Source organism: Kocuria subflava, assembly GCF_012163155.1.
In the GTDB taxonomy this organism is placed as follows: domain Bacteria; phylum Actinomycetota; class Actinomycetes; order Actinomycetales; family Micrococcaceae; genus Kocuria; species Kocuria subflava.
Genome location: NZ_JAAVUN010000002.1, coordinates 152564 through 170561 on the forward strand (window position 1 = coordinate 152564; position 17998 = coordinate 170561).

11 protein-coding genes, 1 tRNA gene and 1 pseudogene are annotated in these 17998 nt (G+C 64.2%); 12 read left to right on the plus strand and 1 reads right to left on the minus strand.

Going from position 1 to position 17998, the window contains the following annotated elements; translation table 11 throughout:
* The first annotated feature begins 4 nt into the window (after positions 1-4).
* The 10 genes and pseudogenes from trpA (at position 5) to GTW58_RS02255 (ending at position 14088) form a co-directional block, all read left to right on the plus strand.
* The gene (trpA, locus tag GTW58_RS02210) at positions 5-838 is read left to right on the plus strand and encodes a tryptophan synthase subunit alpha (RefSeq protein ID WP_232818044.1); all 834 of its coding nucleotides are present in this window, start codon (positions 5-7) and stop codon (positions 836-838) included.
* A 16-nt stretch (positions 839-854) separates the two neighbouring features.
* Positions 855-1721: a prolipoprotein diacylglyceryl transferase gene (gene lgt, locus GTW58_RS02215; RefSeq protein WP_047690945.1), complete on the plus strand. Its 867-nt coding sequence runs from the start codon at positions 855-857 to the stop codon at positions 1719-1721.
* 180 nt (positions 1722-1901) lie between these two features.
* On the plus strand, positions 1902-6599 hold the full coding sequence (gene gltB / locus GTW58_RS02220; protein WP_047690942.1) for a glutamate synthase large subunit: 4698 nt from the start codon (positions 1902-1904) through the stop codon (positions 6597-6599).
* Positions 6592-8052, plus strand: a complete 1461-nt coding sequence (locus GTW58_RS02225) for a glutamate synthase subunit beta (protein ID WP_047690940.1) — start codon at positions 6592-6594, stop codon at positions 8050-8052. Before gltB ends, GTW58_RS02225 begins: the two co-directional genes overlap by 8 nt.
* A 212-nt stretch (positions 8053-8264) precedes the next feature.
* Positions 8265-9749, plus strand: a complete 1485-nt coding sequence (gene pyk / locus GTW58_RS02230) for a pyruvate kinase (RefSeq protein ID WP_047690937.1) — start codon at positions 8265-8267, stop codon at positions 9747-9749.
* A gap of 192 nt (positions 9750-9941) precedes the next feature.
* The gene (locus tag GTW58_RS02235; RefSeq protein WP_119933033.1) at positions 9942-10922 is read left to right on the plus strand and encodes an amidohydrolase family protein; all 981 of its coding nucleotides are present in this window, start codon (positions 9942-9944) and stop codon (positions 10920-10922) included.
* Between the two features lie 108 nt (positions 10923-11030).
* Positions 11031-11786 (plus strand): annotated as a pseudogene (locus GTW58_RS02240) (helix-turn-helix domain-containing protein); the annotation flags it as partial.
* Between the two features lie 173 nt (positions 11787-11959).
* Positions 11960-12820 carry an aldo/keto reductase gene (locus tag GTW58_RS02245; protein WP_342453287.1) on the plus strand — a complete coding sequence of 287 codons (861 nt, stop codon included), beginning with the start codon at positions 11960-11962 and terminating at the stop codon, positions 12818-12820.
* A gap of 99 nt (positions 12821-12919) precedes the next feature.
* A complete protein-coding gene (locus tag GTW58_RS02250; RefSeq protein WP_047690931.1) occupies positions 12920-13102 on the plus strand; it encodes a hypothetical protein in 183 nt (60 codons plus the stop codon).
* Positions 13099-14088, plus strand: a complete 990-nt coding sequence (locus GTW58_RS02255) for a low temperature requirement protein A (protein WP_156125474.1) — start codon at positions 13099-13101, stop codon at positions 14086-14088. Before GTW58_RS02250 ends, GTW58_RS02255 begins: the two co-directional genes overlap by 4 nt.
* 65 nt (positions 14089-14153) lie before the next feature.
* Here the strand turns inward: GTW58_RS02255 and GTW58_RS02260 are convergent.
* Positions 14154-14233 (minus strand) — tRNA-Leu (locus tag GTW58_RS02260).
* Between the two features lie 169 nt (positions 14234-14402).
* Between GTW58_RS02260 and GTW58_RS02265 the strand changes: the two genes are divergently transcribed.
* Both GTW58_RS02265 and polA read left to right on the plus strand, forming a co-directional pair.
* Positions 14403-15005 (plus strand): ANTAR domain-containing response regulator, encoded by a 603-nt coding sequence (locus GTW58_RS02265; RefSeq protein WP_052209639.1) that lies wholly within the window; start codon positions 14403-14405, stop codon positions 15003-15005.
* A 60-nt stretch (positions 15006-15065) separates the two neighbouring features.
* Positions 15066-17966: a DNA polymerase I gene (polA, locus tag GTW58_RS02270; RefSeq protein WP_047690924.1), complete on the plus strand. Its 2901-nt coding sequence runs from the start codon at positions 15066-15068 to the stop codon at positions 17964-17966.
* Positions 17967-17998 lie beyond the last annotated feature (32 nt).

Below are 17998 nucleotides of genomic sequence, written 5' to 3' on the forward strand. Positions count from 1 at the left end.
CGTCATGCAGCCCACGGACCTGGCCTCACGCATCATCCCTCAAGAGGCCCTGGTGCCGCGCGAATCCCGCCTGGCGGACCGCATCCAGCAATGCAAGGCTGAAGGCCGCCCCGCCCTGATCGGTTATCTGCCGGCCGGGTTCCCCACCGTGGAGGAATCCATTGAGGCGGCTGTTGAGCTGGGCAACAACGGTGCGGACATCATTGAGATCGGCATTCCCTACTCGGATCCTGTGATGGACGGTGCCGTGATTCAGCACGCCACGACCACGGCATTGGGCAATGGTTTCCGGGTGGCGGACGCGTTCACCGTGGTGCAGGCCATCGTCACTCGCACCAACTCAGTGCCGATCGTGATGACCTACTGGAACCCCGTGATGCAGCGCGGCGTGGACCGGTTCGCCCAAGAACTGGCCGAGGCCGGTGGAGCGGGCATCATCACCCCTGATCTGATCCCGGATGAGGCTGCCGACTGGTTTGCCGCCTCGGTGAAGTACGGCCTGGACCGGATCTTCCTGGTTGCACCCTCCAGTACCCGTGAACGCATGGAGATGACTGTTCAGGCTTCCAGCGGGTTCATCTACGCGGTCTCCGTCATGGGTGTCACCGGTGCGCGTGATTCGGTTTCGGATGCTGCCCGCAGTGTGGTGGAGCGAACCCGTGCCGCAGGTGGGACCAACGTGTGTGTGGGTCTGGGTGTCTCCAAGCGCGCGCACGTAGAGGAGATCGGTGCCTATGCCGACGGCGTGATCGTGGGCACCGCCCTGGTCAAGGCCCTGGCCGACGGCGGCCCTCGCGCCGTGGGCGAGCTGGCTGCTGAGCTCGCCGGGCGCAACTGAAACGGAATCTGTGAGCATGCCTGTCCTTCCCCAGTCCATTCCCTCTCCCACCTGGTCCAGCTTTGACCTGGGACCCTTGACCATTCACGCCTATGCGCTGTGCATCATGGCCGGAATGGTGGCGGCCGTGCTCATCACCCGACGCCGGTGGGAGAAGCGCGGACTGGATCCGGACATCGTTCTGGATGCCGCGTTGTTGGCCATCCCCATGGGCATTGTGGGGGCACGGCTCTACCACGTGGCCATCACGGACCCCACGTACTACTTCGGCTCCTGGGATGGTTTCCGGGAAATCCCCATGCTGTGGCACGGCGGTCTGGGCATCATGGGGGCCGTGGCCTTCGGGGCCCTGGCGGTGTGGATCATCTGCCGCCGCAACAACGTGCCCTTTGCCAAATTCGCCGACTGTGTGGCACCGGGTTTGTTGGTGGCCCAGGCCATTGGTCGCTGGGGAAACTGGTTCAACCAGGAACTCTTTGGCTCACCCACCACGTTGCCCTGGGGGCTGGAGATCTCCACCACCTCTGGCAACTTCCCGGCCGGTACCCCTGCCGACACTTTGTTCCACCCCACGTTCCTCTACGAATCCCTGTGGAACCTGCTGGGGGCAGCAGTTCTGATCTGGCTCAGCAATTCGGTGCGCACGGCTCACAGGGTCGATGGCGGCCGGCTCTTTGCCCTGTATCTGATCTGGTACGGGTTGGGTCGGTTGATGATCGAACTGTTCTTGCGGATCGATCCCTCCTTCATGCTGTGGGGTCTGCGCATTCACGTTTACACGGCGGCAGGCATCGTTGTGTTGGGTCTGTTGCTTTTCCTCTGGTTGCAGCGGCGGATTAGGGCCAGAAGCCATGCCGGCCAGGACGACGTCGCACGTGTGTGACCTTCAGATGTCGTCCGTGTAACAAGCGCGCAACGTCGTCGTCGTAGTGTGTGTGCGATTGGATTGGAGGCTGAGCTTCACGCCGTCGCACCGGGCCCCGGGGGCACCACGTTCTGCCGATGCCCCGCCCCACGCCGGTGATTCCGGCCTTCAACGTTCCACCCAGTGAGGAGAGTCTTCATGACGCAGCCCGATTCCGGACAGCAGCCGCAGACCGCATCCGCGGACGAGCAGGACACCACGCTGCCCCAGGAGACGGTGGAATCCCCGTTCCGTCAGTTCTCCACCGCTCCGGAGGAGCAGGGACTTTACAAGCCGCAGGAGGAGAAGGACGCCTGCGGTCTGGCCGTGATTGCCACCCTGACGGGGGAGGCCACCCACGAGATCGTGGAGAAGGCTCTGATTGCACTGCGCGCCCTGGAGCACCGCGGTGCGGTGGGCGGGGACGAAGGTACCGGGGACGGTGCCGGAATCCTGCTGCAGATCCCGGACGGATTCTTCCGGGAGGTCCTGGACTTCGAGCTGCCGGCCTTTGGTTCCTACGCGGTGGGTTCCGCGTTCCTGCCCACGGACTCCCAGGGCACCAAGAAGGCTGAGAAGATCAAGGCGGGCATGGCCAAGATCGCGGAAGCTGAAGGTTTGGAGGTCCTGGGCTGGCGTGATGTTCCCATCGAGGCCTCGGCCGTGGGGTCCGCAGCGCGTTCCGTGATGCCGTACTTTGCCCAGATGTTCGTACGGGAAGCACCGGATGCGGATGAGGCCTTCACCGGGCACATCCCGGTCTATGACCTCTCCGGTGAGGCCGCCCAGCGGCAACTGGACCAGAAGGCCTTCCGTCTGCGCAAGCGCAGCCAGAACCGGTTGGGTGTGTACTTCCCGTCCTTCTCCTCCTCCACCATTGTTTACAAGGGCATGTTGACCACGGCCCAGCTGGAGCCGTTCTACCCGGATCTCTCCGATGAACGTTTTGCCACCAAGTTGGCCGTGGTCCACTCCCGGTTCTCCACCAACACGTTCCCCTCCTGGCCGTTGGCTCAGCCCATGCGTATCCTGGCGCACAACGGTGAGATCAACACGGTCAAGGGCAACCGGAACTGGATGCGGGCACGTCAGTCCCAACTGAAGTCCCCGCTGTTGGGCCGCAACCCGGAGGAACTGTTCCCCATCTGCTCGGAAGGGGCTTCTGACTCCCAGTCACTGGATGAGGTGGCTGAGCTTCTGATGCTTTCGGGCCGGCCCATCACCCAGGCCATGATGATGATGATTCCGGAAGCGTGGGAGAACCACGAGACCATGGATCCGGACCGCAAGGCCTTTTACGAATACCACTCCACCTTGATGGAACCGTGGGACGGACCAGCTGCCGTGGCCTTCACGGACGGCCGCCGTGTGGGCTCCGTGCTGGACCGCAACGGTCTGCGCCCGGGCCGCTTCTGGGAAACCCAGGACGGTTTGGTGGTTTTCGCCTCCGAGGTGGGCGTGGTGGATCTCTCCGATCGCACCATTGTGCGTAAGGGCCGCGTGTCTCCGGGCACCATGTTCCTGGTGGACACCGTGGAGGGCCGGATCATCGAGGACCAGGAACTCAAGCGGGAGGTGGCCACCCTCAAGCCGTGGCGGGAGTGGACCGAAGGCAACTTGGTGCGCTTTGAGGACCTTCCCCAGCGTGAGCACATGGTGCACCCACGCCGCTCGATCGAACTGCGGCAGAAGACCTTTGGGTACACGCATGAGGAACTGCGCAAGATCGTGGGCCCCATGGCCCTTGCCGGCGCTGAGCCCATCTACGCCATGGGCACGGACACCCCCGTGGCGGTCCTGGCTGACCGCCCGCACCTGCTGTTTGACTACTTTGTCCAGTCCTTTGCACAGGTGACCAACCCGCCGCTGGATGCCATCCGGGAGGAACTGGTCACCAGTCTCAAGGGGGCACTGGGGCCCATGGGCAACCTGCTGACCACCAAGCGGGTGCGCACCCACCAGATCGGTCTGGACTTCCCGGTGATCAACAACGATCAACTGGATCAGATCCTGCACCTGGACGATGACGAGGACATGCCGATCGCCCTGAAGGTCCGCGGCCTCTACCGCCCAGAAGGTGGTGGCCCCGGGCTGCGTGCCCGGATCTCTGAGATCTGCGAAAAGGTCTCGGCCGCCGTGAACCGCGGCGTGGAGTTCATTGTGATCTCCGACCGTGACTCCAACGGCCAGTGGGCACCCATTCCTTCCCTGCTGCTGACCAGCGCCATCCACCACCACCTGCTGCGTTCGGCCACCCGCACCCGCTGCTCCCTGGTGGTGGAGGCCGGTGATGTCCGCGAGGTCCACCACGTGGCGTTGTTGGTGGGTTACGGCGCGTCCGCCGTGAACCCCTACCTGGCCATGGAATCTGCCGAGGAGTTGGTGCGCACCGGTCAGATCGCCGGTGTCACCGAGGAACAGGCGGTGGCCAACCTGATCAAGGCCCTGGGCAAGGGTGTGCAGAAGATCATGTCCAAGATGGGCATCTCCACAGTCTCCTCCTACTGCGGTGCCCAAACCTTTGAGGCACTGGGGCTCTCCCGTGACGTGATCGACGACTTCTTTGCGGGCACCCCCTCCCAGATCGACGGCGTGGGCCTTGATGTGATCGCGGAGGAAGCCGCTGCACGGCACCGTCGCGGCTACCCGGCGGACGGGGTCAAGGAGCCCTACATCGGGTTGGAGACCGGTGGCGAGTACGACTGGCGGCGGGACGGTGCACCGCACCTGTTCAGCCCGGAGACCGTGTTCCGCCTGCAGCACGCCACCCGAACGGGCCGCTATGACATCTTCAAGTCCTACACACGCCTGGTGGATGACCAGTCGCAGGAGCTCAAGACCATCCGTGGTCTGTTGAGCTTTGATCCCAACCGCTCACCGATCTCCATTGACGACGTCGAGCCCGTGGAAGCGATCCTCAAGCGGTTCTCCACCGGTGCCATGTCCTACGGCTCCATTTCCAAGGAAGCCCACGAGACGCTGGCGATTGCCATGAACCAGATCGGCGGCAAGTCCAACACCGGCGAGGGTGGTGAGGACGTCGACCGCCTCATGGATCCCGCACGGCGTTCGGCCATCAAGCAGGTGGCTTCCGGTCGCTTTGGTGTGACCAGCCTGTATCTGACCAACGCTGAGGACATCCAGATCAAGATGGCCCAGGGCGCCAAGCCCGGTGAGGGCGGTCAGCTGATGGCGCAGAAGGTCTACCCCTGGGTGGCCCGTACGCGTCACTCCACCCCGGGAGTTTCGCTGATCTCCCCGCCGCCGCACCACGACATCTATTCGATCGAGGACTTGGCGCAGCTGATCTACGACCTCAAACGCGCCAACCCCGGGGCCCGGGTGCACGTGAAGTTGGTCTCCGAAATCGGGATCGGCACCGTGGCCAGTGGCGTGACCAAGGCCCGTGCCGACGTCGTTCTGGTCTCCGGTCACGACGGCGGAACGGGTGCTGCACCGCTGAACTCGCTCAAGCACGCCGGTCTGCCGTGGGAACTGGGCCTTGCCGAGACCCAGCAGACGTTGATGCTCAACAACCTGCGGGATCGGGTGGTGGTCCAGGCCGACGGTCAGATGAAGACCGGACGTGACGTGGTGATCGCAGCGTTGCTGGGTGCCGAGGAGTTCGGCTTTGCCACCGCCCCGTTGGTGGTGGAGGGCTGCATCATGATGCGCAAGTGCCACCTGGACACCTGCCCCGTGGGTGTGGCCACCCAGAACCCGGTCCTGCGCGAACGCTTCACGGGCAAGGCCGAACACGTGGTCAACTTCTTCCGCTTCATCGCGGAGGAAGTGCGCGAACTGCTGGCGCAGCTGGGCTTCCGGACCTTGGAGGAGGCCATCGGCCATGCCGAGGTGTTGCGCACGGAGAAGGCCATTGACCACTGGAAGGCCAACGGCCTGGACCTGACCCCCATCCTGCACTCGGCGGTGCTGGAGCAGCCTGGACGCGCGGTGCGTTCCGGCAAGGGCCAGAACCATGAACTGGACCAGCACTTTGACGTGCAGTTGATCCAGGAAGCAGCCCCTGCCCTGACCAACCGGGAACCCGTGGCGCTGCAGCACACCATCATCAACACGGACCGTGCCGTGGGCACCATGCTGGGTCACCAGGTCACCAAGACCTTCCAAACCGATGACCTGGCCGATGACACCATCACCGTGGCGCTGACCGGTCAGGCCGGTCAGTCCCTGGGTGCCTTCATGCCCAAGGGCATCACCATCCGCTTGGAGGGGGATGCCAACGACTACTCCGGCAAGGGCCTTTCCGGTGGACGCATCATCGTGCGCCCCGAGCGTGACGCCGGCTTTGCCGCCGAGGAGAACGTGGTGGCAGGCAACGTGATCGGCTACGGCGCCACCAGTGGGGAACTCTTCCTACGCGGACGTGTGGGGGAGCGCTTCCTGGTCCGCAACTCCGGTGCCACCGCCGTGGTGGAAGGCATCGGCGACCACGGGTGTGAGTACATGACCGGTGGTCTGGCACTGATCATCGGCCCCACCGGCCGTAACTTTGGTGCCGGCATGTCCGGTGGTGTGGCCTACGTCCTGGACCTGGCGGAGACCTCCGTGAACCTGCAGTCCCGTAGCTCCGGTGAACTGCAGCTGGGGGAGTTGGATGCAGGCGACGTCGACACCGTGCGCACGCTGCTGCAGCGTCACGTGGAGGAAACCGGATCCACCCACGCACAGGCGTTGCTGGAGAACTTCGAGGACACGGTGGGTCGACTGACCAAGGTGTTGCCCCGCGACTACTCCGCCGTGTTGGGCATCCGAGCAGAAGCACAAGCCGCCGGCATGGACCCGGACGGCACAGAAACCTGGAACAAGATCCTGGAGGTGACCACCCGTGGCTGACCCGCGCGGATTCCTCAAGTACACCGAACGTCAGGACCGTCCCAAGCGGCCCGTGCCGGTACGCATCATGGACTTCAACGAGGTCCAGACGGCTCCGGATTCAGCAACCCTGAAGAAACAGGCATCACGCTGCATGGACTGTGGTGTGGCGTTCTGCCATCAGGGCTGCCCCCTGGGCAACCTGATTCCAGAATGGAATGACCTGGTGTGGCGCGGCCACAGCCGTGAAGCCGTGGCGCGCATGCACGCCACCAACAACTTCCCGGAGTTCACGGGCCGTGTGTGCCCGGCCCCCTGCGAGTCGGCCTGCGTGCTCGGCATCAACCAGCCTGCGGTGACCATCAAGCAGGTGGAGTACGCGATCGGTGAGATGGCCTTTGACGAGGGCATTGTGGAGCCGTTCATCCCGGACCGCCTGGTGAGCCAGACCGTGGCCGTGGTGGGCTCCGGGCCCGCCGGGCTTGCCGCTGCCCAACAGCTCACGCAGGCCGGATTCACGGTGGCGGTCTACGAACGTGACGACCGCATTGGTGGTCTGCTGCGTTACGGCATCCCCGACTTCAAGTTGGAGAAGGAGATCCTGGACCGCCGCCTGGACGTCATGCGCGCAGAGGGAACCCGCTTCCGCACCGGTGTGGAGATCGGCAAGGACATCACGTGGGACCAGCTGCGGCGTCGGTACGACGCCGTGATCGTGGCAACCGGAGCCCTGGAGGCCCGCGAACTCGGGGTTCCCGGACGTGAACTCAACGGCGTGCACCACGCCATGGAGTACCTGACCCAGGCCAACCGTGTGGCGGCCGGGGACGAGGTCCCCAACCAGATCCGGGCCGATGGCAAGCACGTGGTGGTCCTGGGCGGCGGTGACACCGGTTCTGACTGCATCGGCACCGCCAACCGTCAGAACGCAGCATCCGTGACCAACATTGCCATCGGGTTCGAGTTGCCGGCGGAGCGCCCGGATGACCAGCCGTGGCCCATGACCCCGCGTGTCTTGGACGTGTCCTCGTCACACGAGGAAGGCGTGGACCGAGTCTATCTGTCCTCCACCGTGGAGATCCTGGGGGAGAACGGTCGGGTCACCGGACTGAAGGTGGCTGAGACCGAGTACCTGCATGACGGCAGGCGCGTGCCCAAGGAAGGCACCGAACGCGTGGTGCCCGCAGACATGGTGCTGTTGGCGTTGGGTTTCACCGGTAACGAATCCGATGAACTCGTGGAGCAGATCCACACCGATCTGGACAAGCGCGGCAACGTGGCACGTGATGACACCTACATGACCACCGTTGACGGAGTGTTCGCCTGCGGCGACGCCGGCCGTGGCGCATCCCTGGTGGTCTGGGCCATCGCTGAGGGGCGCGCGTGTGCATCAGCGGTGGAGAAGTTCCTCACGGGCAGCACCAGACTGCCCTTCCCAGTGGCCCCCAGCACGCAGGCCATCAACCTGCGGTGAAACCGACGGCGGCGGGCAAAGCAACGCAACCCGCCGCCGTCGTTGCCCTGCCCCTGCCCCAAGGCGAGTAGGGTAGGACGTGAAGCAGGCCGGACACGGCCTGAACGCCCTGGCAGTGACGCCGCGTCGGCCCTTGTATCCCGCGCACGTTACGGGTCGATGCGCACGTTGCCCTGATGGGCCCATCCGTATTAGACCGAAAGGCATTCCTCATGAGACGAGCCAAGATCGTTGCCACGATTGGACCGGCTATTTCGTCCTACGAGAAGCTCACGGAAGCAATTCAGGCGGGACTGAACGTCGCTCGCCTGAACATGAGCCACGACACCCACGAAACTCACCTGATACAGTACGAAAACCTGCGTCGGGCTGCTGCTGACCTGGACAAGAACGTGGCCATCCTGGCTGACCTCCAGGGCCCCAAGATCCGCCTGACCACCTTTGTGGACGGACCCCACTTCCTGGAGGTCGGGGACGTCTTCACCATCACCAGCCGTGAGGTGGAAGGCACCAAGGAGATCTGCGGAACCACCTTCAAGGGCCTGCCGCAGGACGTCCGCGTGGGCGATGAACTGCTGATCGACGACGGCAAGGTGCGCGTGCGTGCCACCGCCGTGACCGACACCGATGTGACCACCGTGGTGGAAATCCCCGGCAAGGTCTCCAACAACAAGGGCATCAACCTGCCCGGCGTGGCCGTGAACGTGCCGGCCCTGTCCGACAAGGACGAGGAAGATCTGCGGTGGGCACTGCAGACCGGTGTTGACCTGATCGCCCTGTCCTTTGTGCGCACCGGAGACGACATCTCCCGCGTCCACGAGATCATGGACGAGGAAGGCATCCGCCTGCCGGTGATCGCCAAGATCGAAAAGCCCCAGGCCGTGGAGAACCTCCACGAGATCATCGACTCCTTTGACGGGATCATGGTGGCCCGCGGTGACCTTGGCGTGGAGCTGCCCCTGGAAGAAGTTCCCGTGGTGCAGAAGCGCGCCATCGAGTTGGCCCGTCGCTGGGCCAAGCCGGTGATCGTGGCCACACAGGTGTTGGAAACCATGATGGACAACCCGCGCCCCACGCGTGCCGAGGCCTCTGACTGCGCCAACGCCGTGCTGGACGGTGCTGACGCTGTGATGCTCTCCGGTGAGACATCCATCGGCAAGTACCCGATCGAGGCTCTGCAGACCATGGCCAGGATCATCGAGGCCACGGAACGTCACGGTTCCGAGCGCATCGGTGGCCTGCTGTCCGAACCGCGTACCCGCGGTGGCGCCATCACCCGTGCCGCTGTGACCATCGCCCGGCAGCTGGACATTGGCTACATCACAACCTTCACGCAGTCCGGCGACTCCGCTCGGCGTCTGTGCCGCCTGCGCCCCTCGCAGCCCATCCTGGCCTTCACACCGGATCAGAAGGTCAGCGCCTTCTGCGCACTGCTGTGGGGTGTGGAGCCCGTCCAGGCCGAGGCTGTGGACCACACCGATGAGATGACCAAGCAGGTGGACCGCTACATGTACCGCACCGGCCGCGCCGGTTCCGGGGACCTGGTGGTCATCTGTGCAGGCTCGCCCCCAGGCGTGGCCGGTTCCACCAACCTGGTCAAGGTCCACCGGATCGGTGACCAGCAGGATGCCGGTGCCGTGGCTGAGGACACCCCGGAGTACCACGAGAGCGTGGGTCCGTGGAGTGCCGACCGCTGATCCGTCAGTGACGTTGTGACTTGTTGCCCCGCGGGTTCTTGGGAACCGGCGGGGCAACGTCATGACTGGGGCCGAGAGGGAGAGCAACTTTCCCTGTCACCATCCAGATCGTCATACAGTGCCACGGAAACGGTGCGGGTCCGCGGTAGTGACCGCGTACTCGTTCAACGGGGAAGCAATGGCGTGGGAACGATGCAGCCGGGTGCGGGCCGAACGGAGGCGACCGGTACGCCGTCATGGTTCACGGACGTGCACGCGCATTTTGTGCCGCAGGCCTATCGCCAGGCGCTGCTGGAGCAAGGCATCAACTTTCCCGATGGCTCACCCATTCCGGAATGGTCCGCGGCCGGGCACGTGGAGGCGCTGGATGAACTGGGGATCACCACGGCCATGCTCTCTGCCTCCAGCCCCGGCGTGGAGGTGGATGGCCGCCCCGAGTACTGGGCGCGGTTGCTCAGCGAATCCGGTGCCGACGAGCGGACGGAGCATCCCGGGCGCTTCGGGCCCCTGGCTGCCTTGCCACTTCCGGAGATCGACGCATCCTTACGAGAGATCGCCCACGCTTTGGATGACCTGAACGCGGACGGTTTTGCCCTGCTGACCCACGTCCAGGGGGTGTATCTGGGGGATGCCCGTCTTGATCCCGTGATGGAGGAACTGAACCGGCGTGAGGCCGTGGTGTTTGTGCACCCCACCTCACCGGCCGGTTGCGCCCACGTGGACATGGGGCGGCCCGCGCCGCTGGTGGAGTACCTGTTCGACACCACGCGCGCCGTCATCAACCTGGTTCTCACCGCAACGCTGTCCAGGTACCCGGCCATCCGGTGGATCGTCCCGCACAACGGGGCGGTGTTGGCAGACGTGGCGGACCGCGTCCACCTGTTCCAACAGTACGTGCTGCATCCACCATCCGAACTGGATGTTCAGCAGGCGCTGAAGGGACTGTTCTACGAAGTCGGGTCTTCGGCGCCCTTCCCCAGGGCCGCCGCCGCGGTAAGGACCCTGACCACGGATGACCACATTCTGCTGGGCACGGATCTGCCGTATGCGCCACCGGCAGCCGTCCGAGCAAACATCCAGCGAATCCGCGGCGGTGAGTACCTGGAAGAACCGGGCCTGACGCAGCTGTGCCACGGCACGGCGGACATCCTGTTCCCGCGGCTGCACCCGTGAAACGGATCACTCGGGGTGACCGCGTGGGGCGGGTTTGCCGTGACACGTAGTCAACGGGGGAAGATCTCTCCTCGATACCGTTGCGCCCCGGGGCTAACTTTCCAGATCATGACCGAGAACTCACTGGGTGATTTCCTCCGAGCTCGGCGCGCCCGCCTGCGGACAACTGAGCTCGGAATCGTCGCCCCCACCCAACGACGCCGAGTGCCCGGCTTGCGCCGCGAAGAAGTGGCACAGATGGCGGCCATCAGCACGGACTACTACACGCGGCTGGAACAGGGCCGGATCCAGCCCTCGGCCGCCGTGCTGACTTCCGTGGCCGATGCCCTGCAGCTCGATGCCGCCACCACCGATTACGTATTCACAACTGCCGGACTCACAGCGCAGGCACCCGCAGCCACGCCGCCCGTTCACGACGCACAACAGTTGGCCTTGGTGCAGTCCTTCATCGACGACCTGCACATGACGCCTGTTTTCGTCGTGGGGCCCAGGACGGAGATCCTGGCGTGGAATGACCTGGCCGCAGCCATGATCACGGACTTTGCCGTCATCCCCGAATTTCAGCGCTACTTCATTCGCCTGCTCATCACGGATCCGGCCATGCGTGGGCTGTACGCGGACAGGGAGGAGGTCATGCGAATCTCCGTGGAGCAACTGCGCGCCTTGAACGCAACAACACCGGATGACCCCGAGCTGTGCCATCTGGTGCAGGAGCTCAGGGCCATCGACCCGGACTTCGCGTCCTGGTGGAATGCTCACGCCGTTGCGCCGCGAACATCGGGGATGAAGGTCCTCCGTCATCCCGTGGTGGGGGAACTGCACCTCGACTGGATGGCGCTGACGTGGAACACCGTTCCCGACTGGCAATTGATCGCCTGGAAGTCTCCCGCGGAAACACCCACCCACCAACGGCTACAGCTGTTGGCACAACACAGCAAGGAGCTGAGAAAATGTCGAAGGCACTTCCTCCCGTGGCACTGGGAACCTGGTCCTGGGGCGCAGGTTCTGCCGGCGGTGACTAGATCTTTGGCAACAACCTGGACACCGCAGATCTGGAACCGGTGCTCGACGCCGCCATGGCCGCGGGTCTCCGTCTCTGGGACACCGCCCAGGTCTACGGCGGCGGGAGTTCCGAGCAGATCCTGGGAAGACTGGCCTCCCGGTATCCGCGTGAAGAACTCATCCTCTCCACCGAGTTCACCCCGCAGATCGCACCCGAGTCACAGAATTCGGTCCGGGACCTACTGGAGGGCTCCCTGGAGAATCTGCACACGGATTCGGTGGACATCTACTGGATCCACAACCCCTCCGACGTCGAACGCTGGACACCGTTCCTGGCGGAACTGGTGCAGACCGGCAAGGTCGGCCGCATCGGTGTCTCCAACCACAATCTGGAGCAACTCCAGCGGGCCCAGGAAATCCTGGCACCCAGCGGGGTGCGGATCACTGCCGTCCAGAACCACTACAGCCTGTTGTACCGGTCATCGGAAGACGCCGGGATTGTGGAGTACTGCGCACAGGAGGGGATCGACTTCTTCGCCTACATGGTGCTGGAACAAGGCGCACTGTCCGGGAAGTACGACGCCGAACACCCCATGCCCGCTGATTCCCAGAGGGGCAGGACGTACAACCCGATCCTGCCCAAGCTCACCCCCGTGTTGGCGGAACTGTCCGCCATCAGCCAGGACCATCAGGCCACGGTGCCTCAGGTCGCCATGGCCTGGGCCATCACCAAGGGCACCATTCCCATCATCGGCGTCACCAAGGCGGAACAGGTCAACGATGCAGCACAGGCTGCAGCCCTTGAGCTCAGCCCCACGGAAATGTCCCGCCTGGAGGACGTGGCAGCCGCCAGCGGAGCGCAGACCCGCGGTGGCTGGGAAGCCCCCATGGTCTGAGACCGCCTCCCGACCCCACCTGACCATCGCCTCCGACCGTGGACCTGACAGCAGCCACCGCTTGCTTCTGAGGCGGATCACACCGAAGGGACCTTCCAGATGGCTGACTCCGCGTCCACATCGGTGCCCGGCACCAAACATCACGGTCCGCACCGCGCCGTGGACACCAGCCAACTCTTCTTCGACCTGGTGTTCGTTTTCGCCATCACGGAAGTCTCCGGACTGATCCGTGAGCAACCCGATGCGCAGGGGTGCTGCGGGCCGCCATCCTGCTGGCCATGATGTATTGGTTCTGGGTGCTGAGCACCATCCAGACCAGCTTCCGTCAGATGAGCACGGCGGGCAACCGCTTGGTGATCTTCGGGTTGACCTTCACCGCGTTGCTGATGGCCTTGGCTATCCCCGCCGCTTTCGAGGAACGCGGTCTGCTGTTCGCCGGGGCCTATTGGTCCGGGCGTGCGCTGGTGTTCGTCACCCTGGCCCGGCGTACGCCCGCCGTGAGGCCCGTGTACGCGGTGAGTCTTCTGCTAACGGGACCTCTGCTGGTGGCCGGAGCCCTGCTGGAATCGCCCTACCGGGAGGTGCTCTGGGCGGCAGCGGCCCTGGCCGAAATCCTGGCACCGCGGGTGAACCACCGCAGGATGCGCACCCTGGTCTACGACCTCGAACACATCGTGGAGCGCTTCGGTCTGCTGGTGATCATCGCCCTGGGGGAGACCATCATCTCCACCGGAGAACCGCTGGCGGAGACCATGAGATTCAGCCTTCCGGAGATCATCACCTTCACGGCGGCGTTCGTGTTGACGATCTCCCTGTGGTGGTTGTACTTCGACCACTCCGCAACGTATCTGGGCAGGCACCTGGAATCCGCACCCGTGACCTTCGAGGCGGTTCGGGGCGCCTTGACCTACACCCAGTTCTGGATCGTGGGCGGGGTCATCGCCGTGGCCGTCGGGGTCCATGAATCCCTGTTGGAGCCATTGAAACCGCTGCCGGTGGTGGTGGGACTGCTCATGTTGGGAGGAACCACGGCGTTCTACGCGGTGTTCACACACCTGCGCTTCACCGTCACGGGGCGGCTGCACCGGTCCAGGATCCTGGGCGTTCTGGGCTGCCTGGTGCTGGCCGTGGGGCTTCCGTGGCTTCCGGCGGCCGGAGTCATGGTGGGGTTGGCCGTGCTGACCGTTGCCACCAATGTGTGGGAGCGTCTGCACCCGGCCAGCGCCGGGGCACCGAGTGGCGCTGACTGGTACCTGGACGAGCACTAGGACATGGTTCTGACGAGACCCCTGGCGTGGCCGGTGACCGGCCCTGCCAGGGGTCTTGATTCTTGTGCCCAAGGTGGGACTTGAACCCACACTCCGAAGAACCGCATTTTGAGTGCGGCGCGTCTGCCAATTCCGCCACTTGGGCCAGGCACGCGAAAAAGTGTACCCCACATCCGGTTGTACGCTGGACAGTGAGCACGTAGCCCATCACCAGACGCTTTCAAGGAGCATCGGCAGTGAGCCAGAACAGCAGTCAGCCCGAGCAGTCCGCCCAGGGAACGGGTCAGTCAGTGGACGTGACCGAGGCCGAAGCCATGAAGGGAGCCGGTGCCCCGGAATCCTTCAGCACGCGCAAGCGTGTGCTGGTGGCTGAGGACGAATCCCTGATCCGCATGGACGTGGTGGAAATGCTGGAGGGTGAGGGCTACCAGGTGGTGGGGGAGGCCGACAACGGCCAGCGCGCTATTGACCTGGCTCGCGAGCTTGAGCCGGACCTCGTCCTGATGGACGTCAAGATGCCGGTTCTGGACGGCATCACCGCCGCCGAGCAGATCGCCTCCGACCGCATTGCCCCGGTGGTGCTGCTGACGGCCTTCAGCCAGAAGGAGCTCATTGAGCGGGCGCGGGAAGCCGGGGCCATGGCCTATGTGGTCAAGCCCTACACGGCAGCTGACCTGATCCCGGCCATCGAGATCGCCCTGTCCCGCTTTGAGGAGATCGTTTCCCTGGAGGACGAGGTCTCTGAGATGAAGGATCAGTTCGAGACCCGCAAGATGGTGGAGCGGGCCAAGTCCTTGCTCATCACCAAGATGGGTCTGAGCGAGCCCGAGGCCTTCCGCTGGATTCAGAAAACTTCCATGGACCGGCGTCTGTCCATGCGGGAAGTGGCGGAAGCCATCCTGAATCAGGTCGCCTGACATCTTGCGGTTCGGGTGGTCTCCGGTCACGGTGTCGGTGACCACCCCTAAGATGGGTCCGTGAGCGATCAGAGCCAGCCCAAGCCCGCCGTCGTCGTGATCGGTTCCAAGACCGAGAATCCCCAGGAAGTGCAGTTGCCGGTGCCCGTGTCCCGGCCGGAGCGCAAACTGTTGTTGATTGACGGCCATTCGCTGGCCTTCCGCGCCTTTTTCGCCCTGTCCCGTGCGGCTGAGTACGGCAACGGTCCGGCCTTTGTCACGGAATCCGGGGAGCACACGGAGGCGGTGTACGGCTTCCTGAACACCATGACCAAGCTGATGCGTGAGCAGAAGCCCACTCACCTGGTGGTTTCGTTCGACCTTGAGGGTCCCACTTTGCGTTCCCAGGAATACGGTGAGTACAAGGGCGGCAGGGATGAGACCCCTGAGGCCTTCCACGGTCAGGTGCCCCGCATTCAGGCTGTGTTGGAGGCACTGGGGGTTCCGGTGGTGACCAAAGAGGGTTACGAGGCCGACGACGTCCTGGCCACCCTGGCCCGTCGTGGTGCCGCTGCCGATTTTGAGGTCCTGGTGTTCTCCGGTGACCGGGATGCTTTCCAGATGGTGGATGACCACGTGACTGTGGTGTACCCGGGCCGCACGCCGTCTGATCTGAAGATGATGGATGCCGCAGCCGTCATGGAGAAGTACAAGGTCCCTCCGCAGTACTACCCGGATCTGGCAGCGCTCACCGGCGAGCAGGCGGACAATTTGCCCGGTGTTCCCGGTGTGGGTCCGGGCTTTGCCGCCAAGTGGATCGAGGCCTACGGAGACGTTGAATCCGTACTGGAGCACGCGGAGAAGATCACCGGCAAAAAAGGTGAGGCGCTGCGGGAGAACGTGGAGCTGGTGCGCCGCAACCGCAAACTCAACCGGTTGGAAACGGGTCTGGACCTGAAGATCGAACTGGACCAGGCCGAACTGCCGACGCCTAATCAAGACGCCGTCAACGCGTTGTTCGATGACCTTGACTTCGGCTCCGGGCTGCGCGGCCGTGTGTTCGAGGCCTTCGCAGGCCCTGAGGCCGGTCCCGCGACGGCTGTCTCCGGTCTTGAGGTGGCAGAAACCGTTGAATCTGCCCAGCAACTTTCCGCCTGGCTTGATGCCGCGGCCGGACGGGAGACCGCGGTACGGCCCCTGCGCCACGACGACGACGCCCCGCAGCCAGGTGGCCGGGAAGTCACCGAACTCTTGTTGGCGCGTGGCAGTGCTGAAGAGCATCCGGCCACGGCTGTCCACCTGGATCTGATGGACGCGGATTCCCAGCTGGAGCAAGTTCTGGCCGACTGGCTGGCTGATGCCGAGCACACCAAGGTGGTCTGGGGTTTTAAGGATCTGTGGAAGTCTCTGCACCTGCGGGGGCTGGAGCTTGAAGGCGTGGTGGATGACATCGCGTTGTCCGCCTATCTGATTGAACCCGCCCGCCGCAGCTACGAGCTGGAAGCGCTGCTGGCAGATCACCTGGACCTGCAGGTTGCCCCGTTGGGGGATGCCGGCGCGCAGGCCAAGGATGACCAGTTGGCACTGGATGTTGCGGGGGAGAGCGCCGATGGCCCCAGGACCTCTGCTGAGGTTGCTCTCCGTGAGGCAGAACTGGCCGTGGCCTCCCTGCAGTTGTCTGGGTTCCTGCGCGGGAAGCTGGAGAATGATGGGCAGACGGCTCTGCTGACCGGCATGGACCTTCCGCTGGCCAAGATCCTGGGGCAGATGGAACTGACCGGCGTGGCCGTGGACCGGCAACGCGTGGATGCCTTGATCAAGAGCCTGGAGGGCCCCATCCAGCAGGCTTGGGACGCCGCGCAGGCCCTGGTGCCTCGCGAGGAGGGTGAGCCGGAGATCAAGCTGGGTTCCACCAAGCAGTTGCAGACGGTGCTGTTCGAGACCTTGGAGCTGCCGCCCACCAAGAAGATCAAGACCGGCTACACCACCTCCGCAGCCGCCCTGGAGGAACTGTTGACCAAGGTGGACCCGGAGTCTCCGGGTGCCCAGTTCCTGTTGGCTCTGCGCCGGTGGCGTGACACCACCAAGCTCAAGCAGATCGTCCAGGGGCTGCGCTCAGCCATCAAGGACGATGACCGCATTCACACGGACTACCAGCAGACCGTGGCTGCCACCGGCCGGTTGTCCTCCACGGATCCCAACCTGCAGAACATTCCGGTGCGCTCGGAGGAGGGCCGCCAAATTCGCGGTGCCTTTGTGGTGGGAACGGATGGTCAGGACCAGTTCCAGGCCTTGGTGACCGCCGACTACTCGCAGATCGAAATGCGGGTGATGGGACACCTCTCCAAGGACGAAGGCCTGATTGAAGCCTTCCGGGACGGCGAGGACCTCCACCGTTACGTGGGTTCCAAGGTTTTTGGCGTGGAACCGGAAGACGTCACGGCCCAGATGCGCTCCAAGGTCAAGGCCATGAGCTACGGCCTGGTGTACGGCTTGAGCTCCTACGGACTCTCCCAGCAGTTGAACATCTCCGTGGACGAGGCCCGGACCATGATGTCCGATTACTTCAAGCGGTTCGGCGGCGTGCGCGACTTCCTGCGCGGTGTGGTGGATGTGGCACGGGAGAACGGATACACGGAGACCATCGACGGTCGTCGTCGTTATTTGCCGGATTTGACCAGTGACAACCGCCAGCTGCGGCAGGCCGCCGAGCGCATGGCACTGAACGCGCCCATCCAAGGGTCAGCTGCGGACATCATCAAGAAGGCCATGATCCTGGTGGACCGTGAGTTCCAGGGCCAGGGATTGCGTTCCCGGGTGCTCATGCAGGTCCACGACGAACTCGTGGTGGAGGCTGCCACCGGTGAGGTGGAGAAGGTCAGTGAGATCCTGCGTACGCAAATGGGCTCGGCCATTGAGCTCTCCGTGCCGCTGGAAGTGAACGTGGGCGTGGGGCCGGATTGGAACGCGGCCGCCCACTGAGTTCACCGTGGGTTGGACCCACCGTGTTCTGG

Coding starts and splice junctions, on each gene's coding strand:
- trpA (WP_232818044.1), top strand. CDS start 5: ATGCAGCCCACGGACCTGGCCTCACGCATCATCCCTCAAGAGGCCCTG.
- lgt (WP_047690945.1), top strand. CDS start 855: ATGCCTGTCCTTCCCCAGTCCATTCCCTCTCCCACCTGGTCCAGCTTT.
- gltB (WP_047690942.1), top strand. CDS start 1,902: ATGACGCAGCCCGATTCCGGACAGCAGCCGCAGACCGCATCCGCGGAC.
- pyk (WP_047690937.1), top strand. CDS start 8,265: ATGAGACGAGCCAAGATCGTTGCCACGATTGGACCGGCTATTTCGTCC.
- GTW58_RS02235 (WP_119933033.1), top strand. CDS start 9,942: ATGCAGCCGGGTGCGGGCCGAACGGAGGCGACCGGTACGCCGTCATGG.
- GTW58_RS02250 (WP_047690931.1), top strand. CDS start 12,920: ATGGCTGACTCCGCGTCCACATCGGTGCCCGGCACCAAACATCACGGT.
- GTW58_RS02255 (WP_156125474.1), top strand. CDS start 13,099: ATGATGTATTGGTTCTGGGTGCTGAGCACCATCCAGACCAGCTTCCGT.
- GTW58_RS02265 (WP_052209639.1), top strand. CDS start 14,403: ATGAAGGGAGCCGGTGCCCCGGAATCCTTCAGCACGCGCAAGCGTGTG.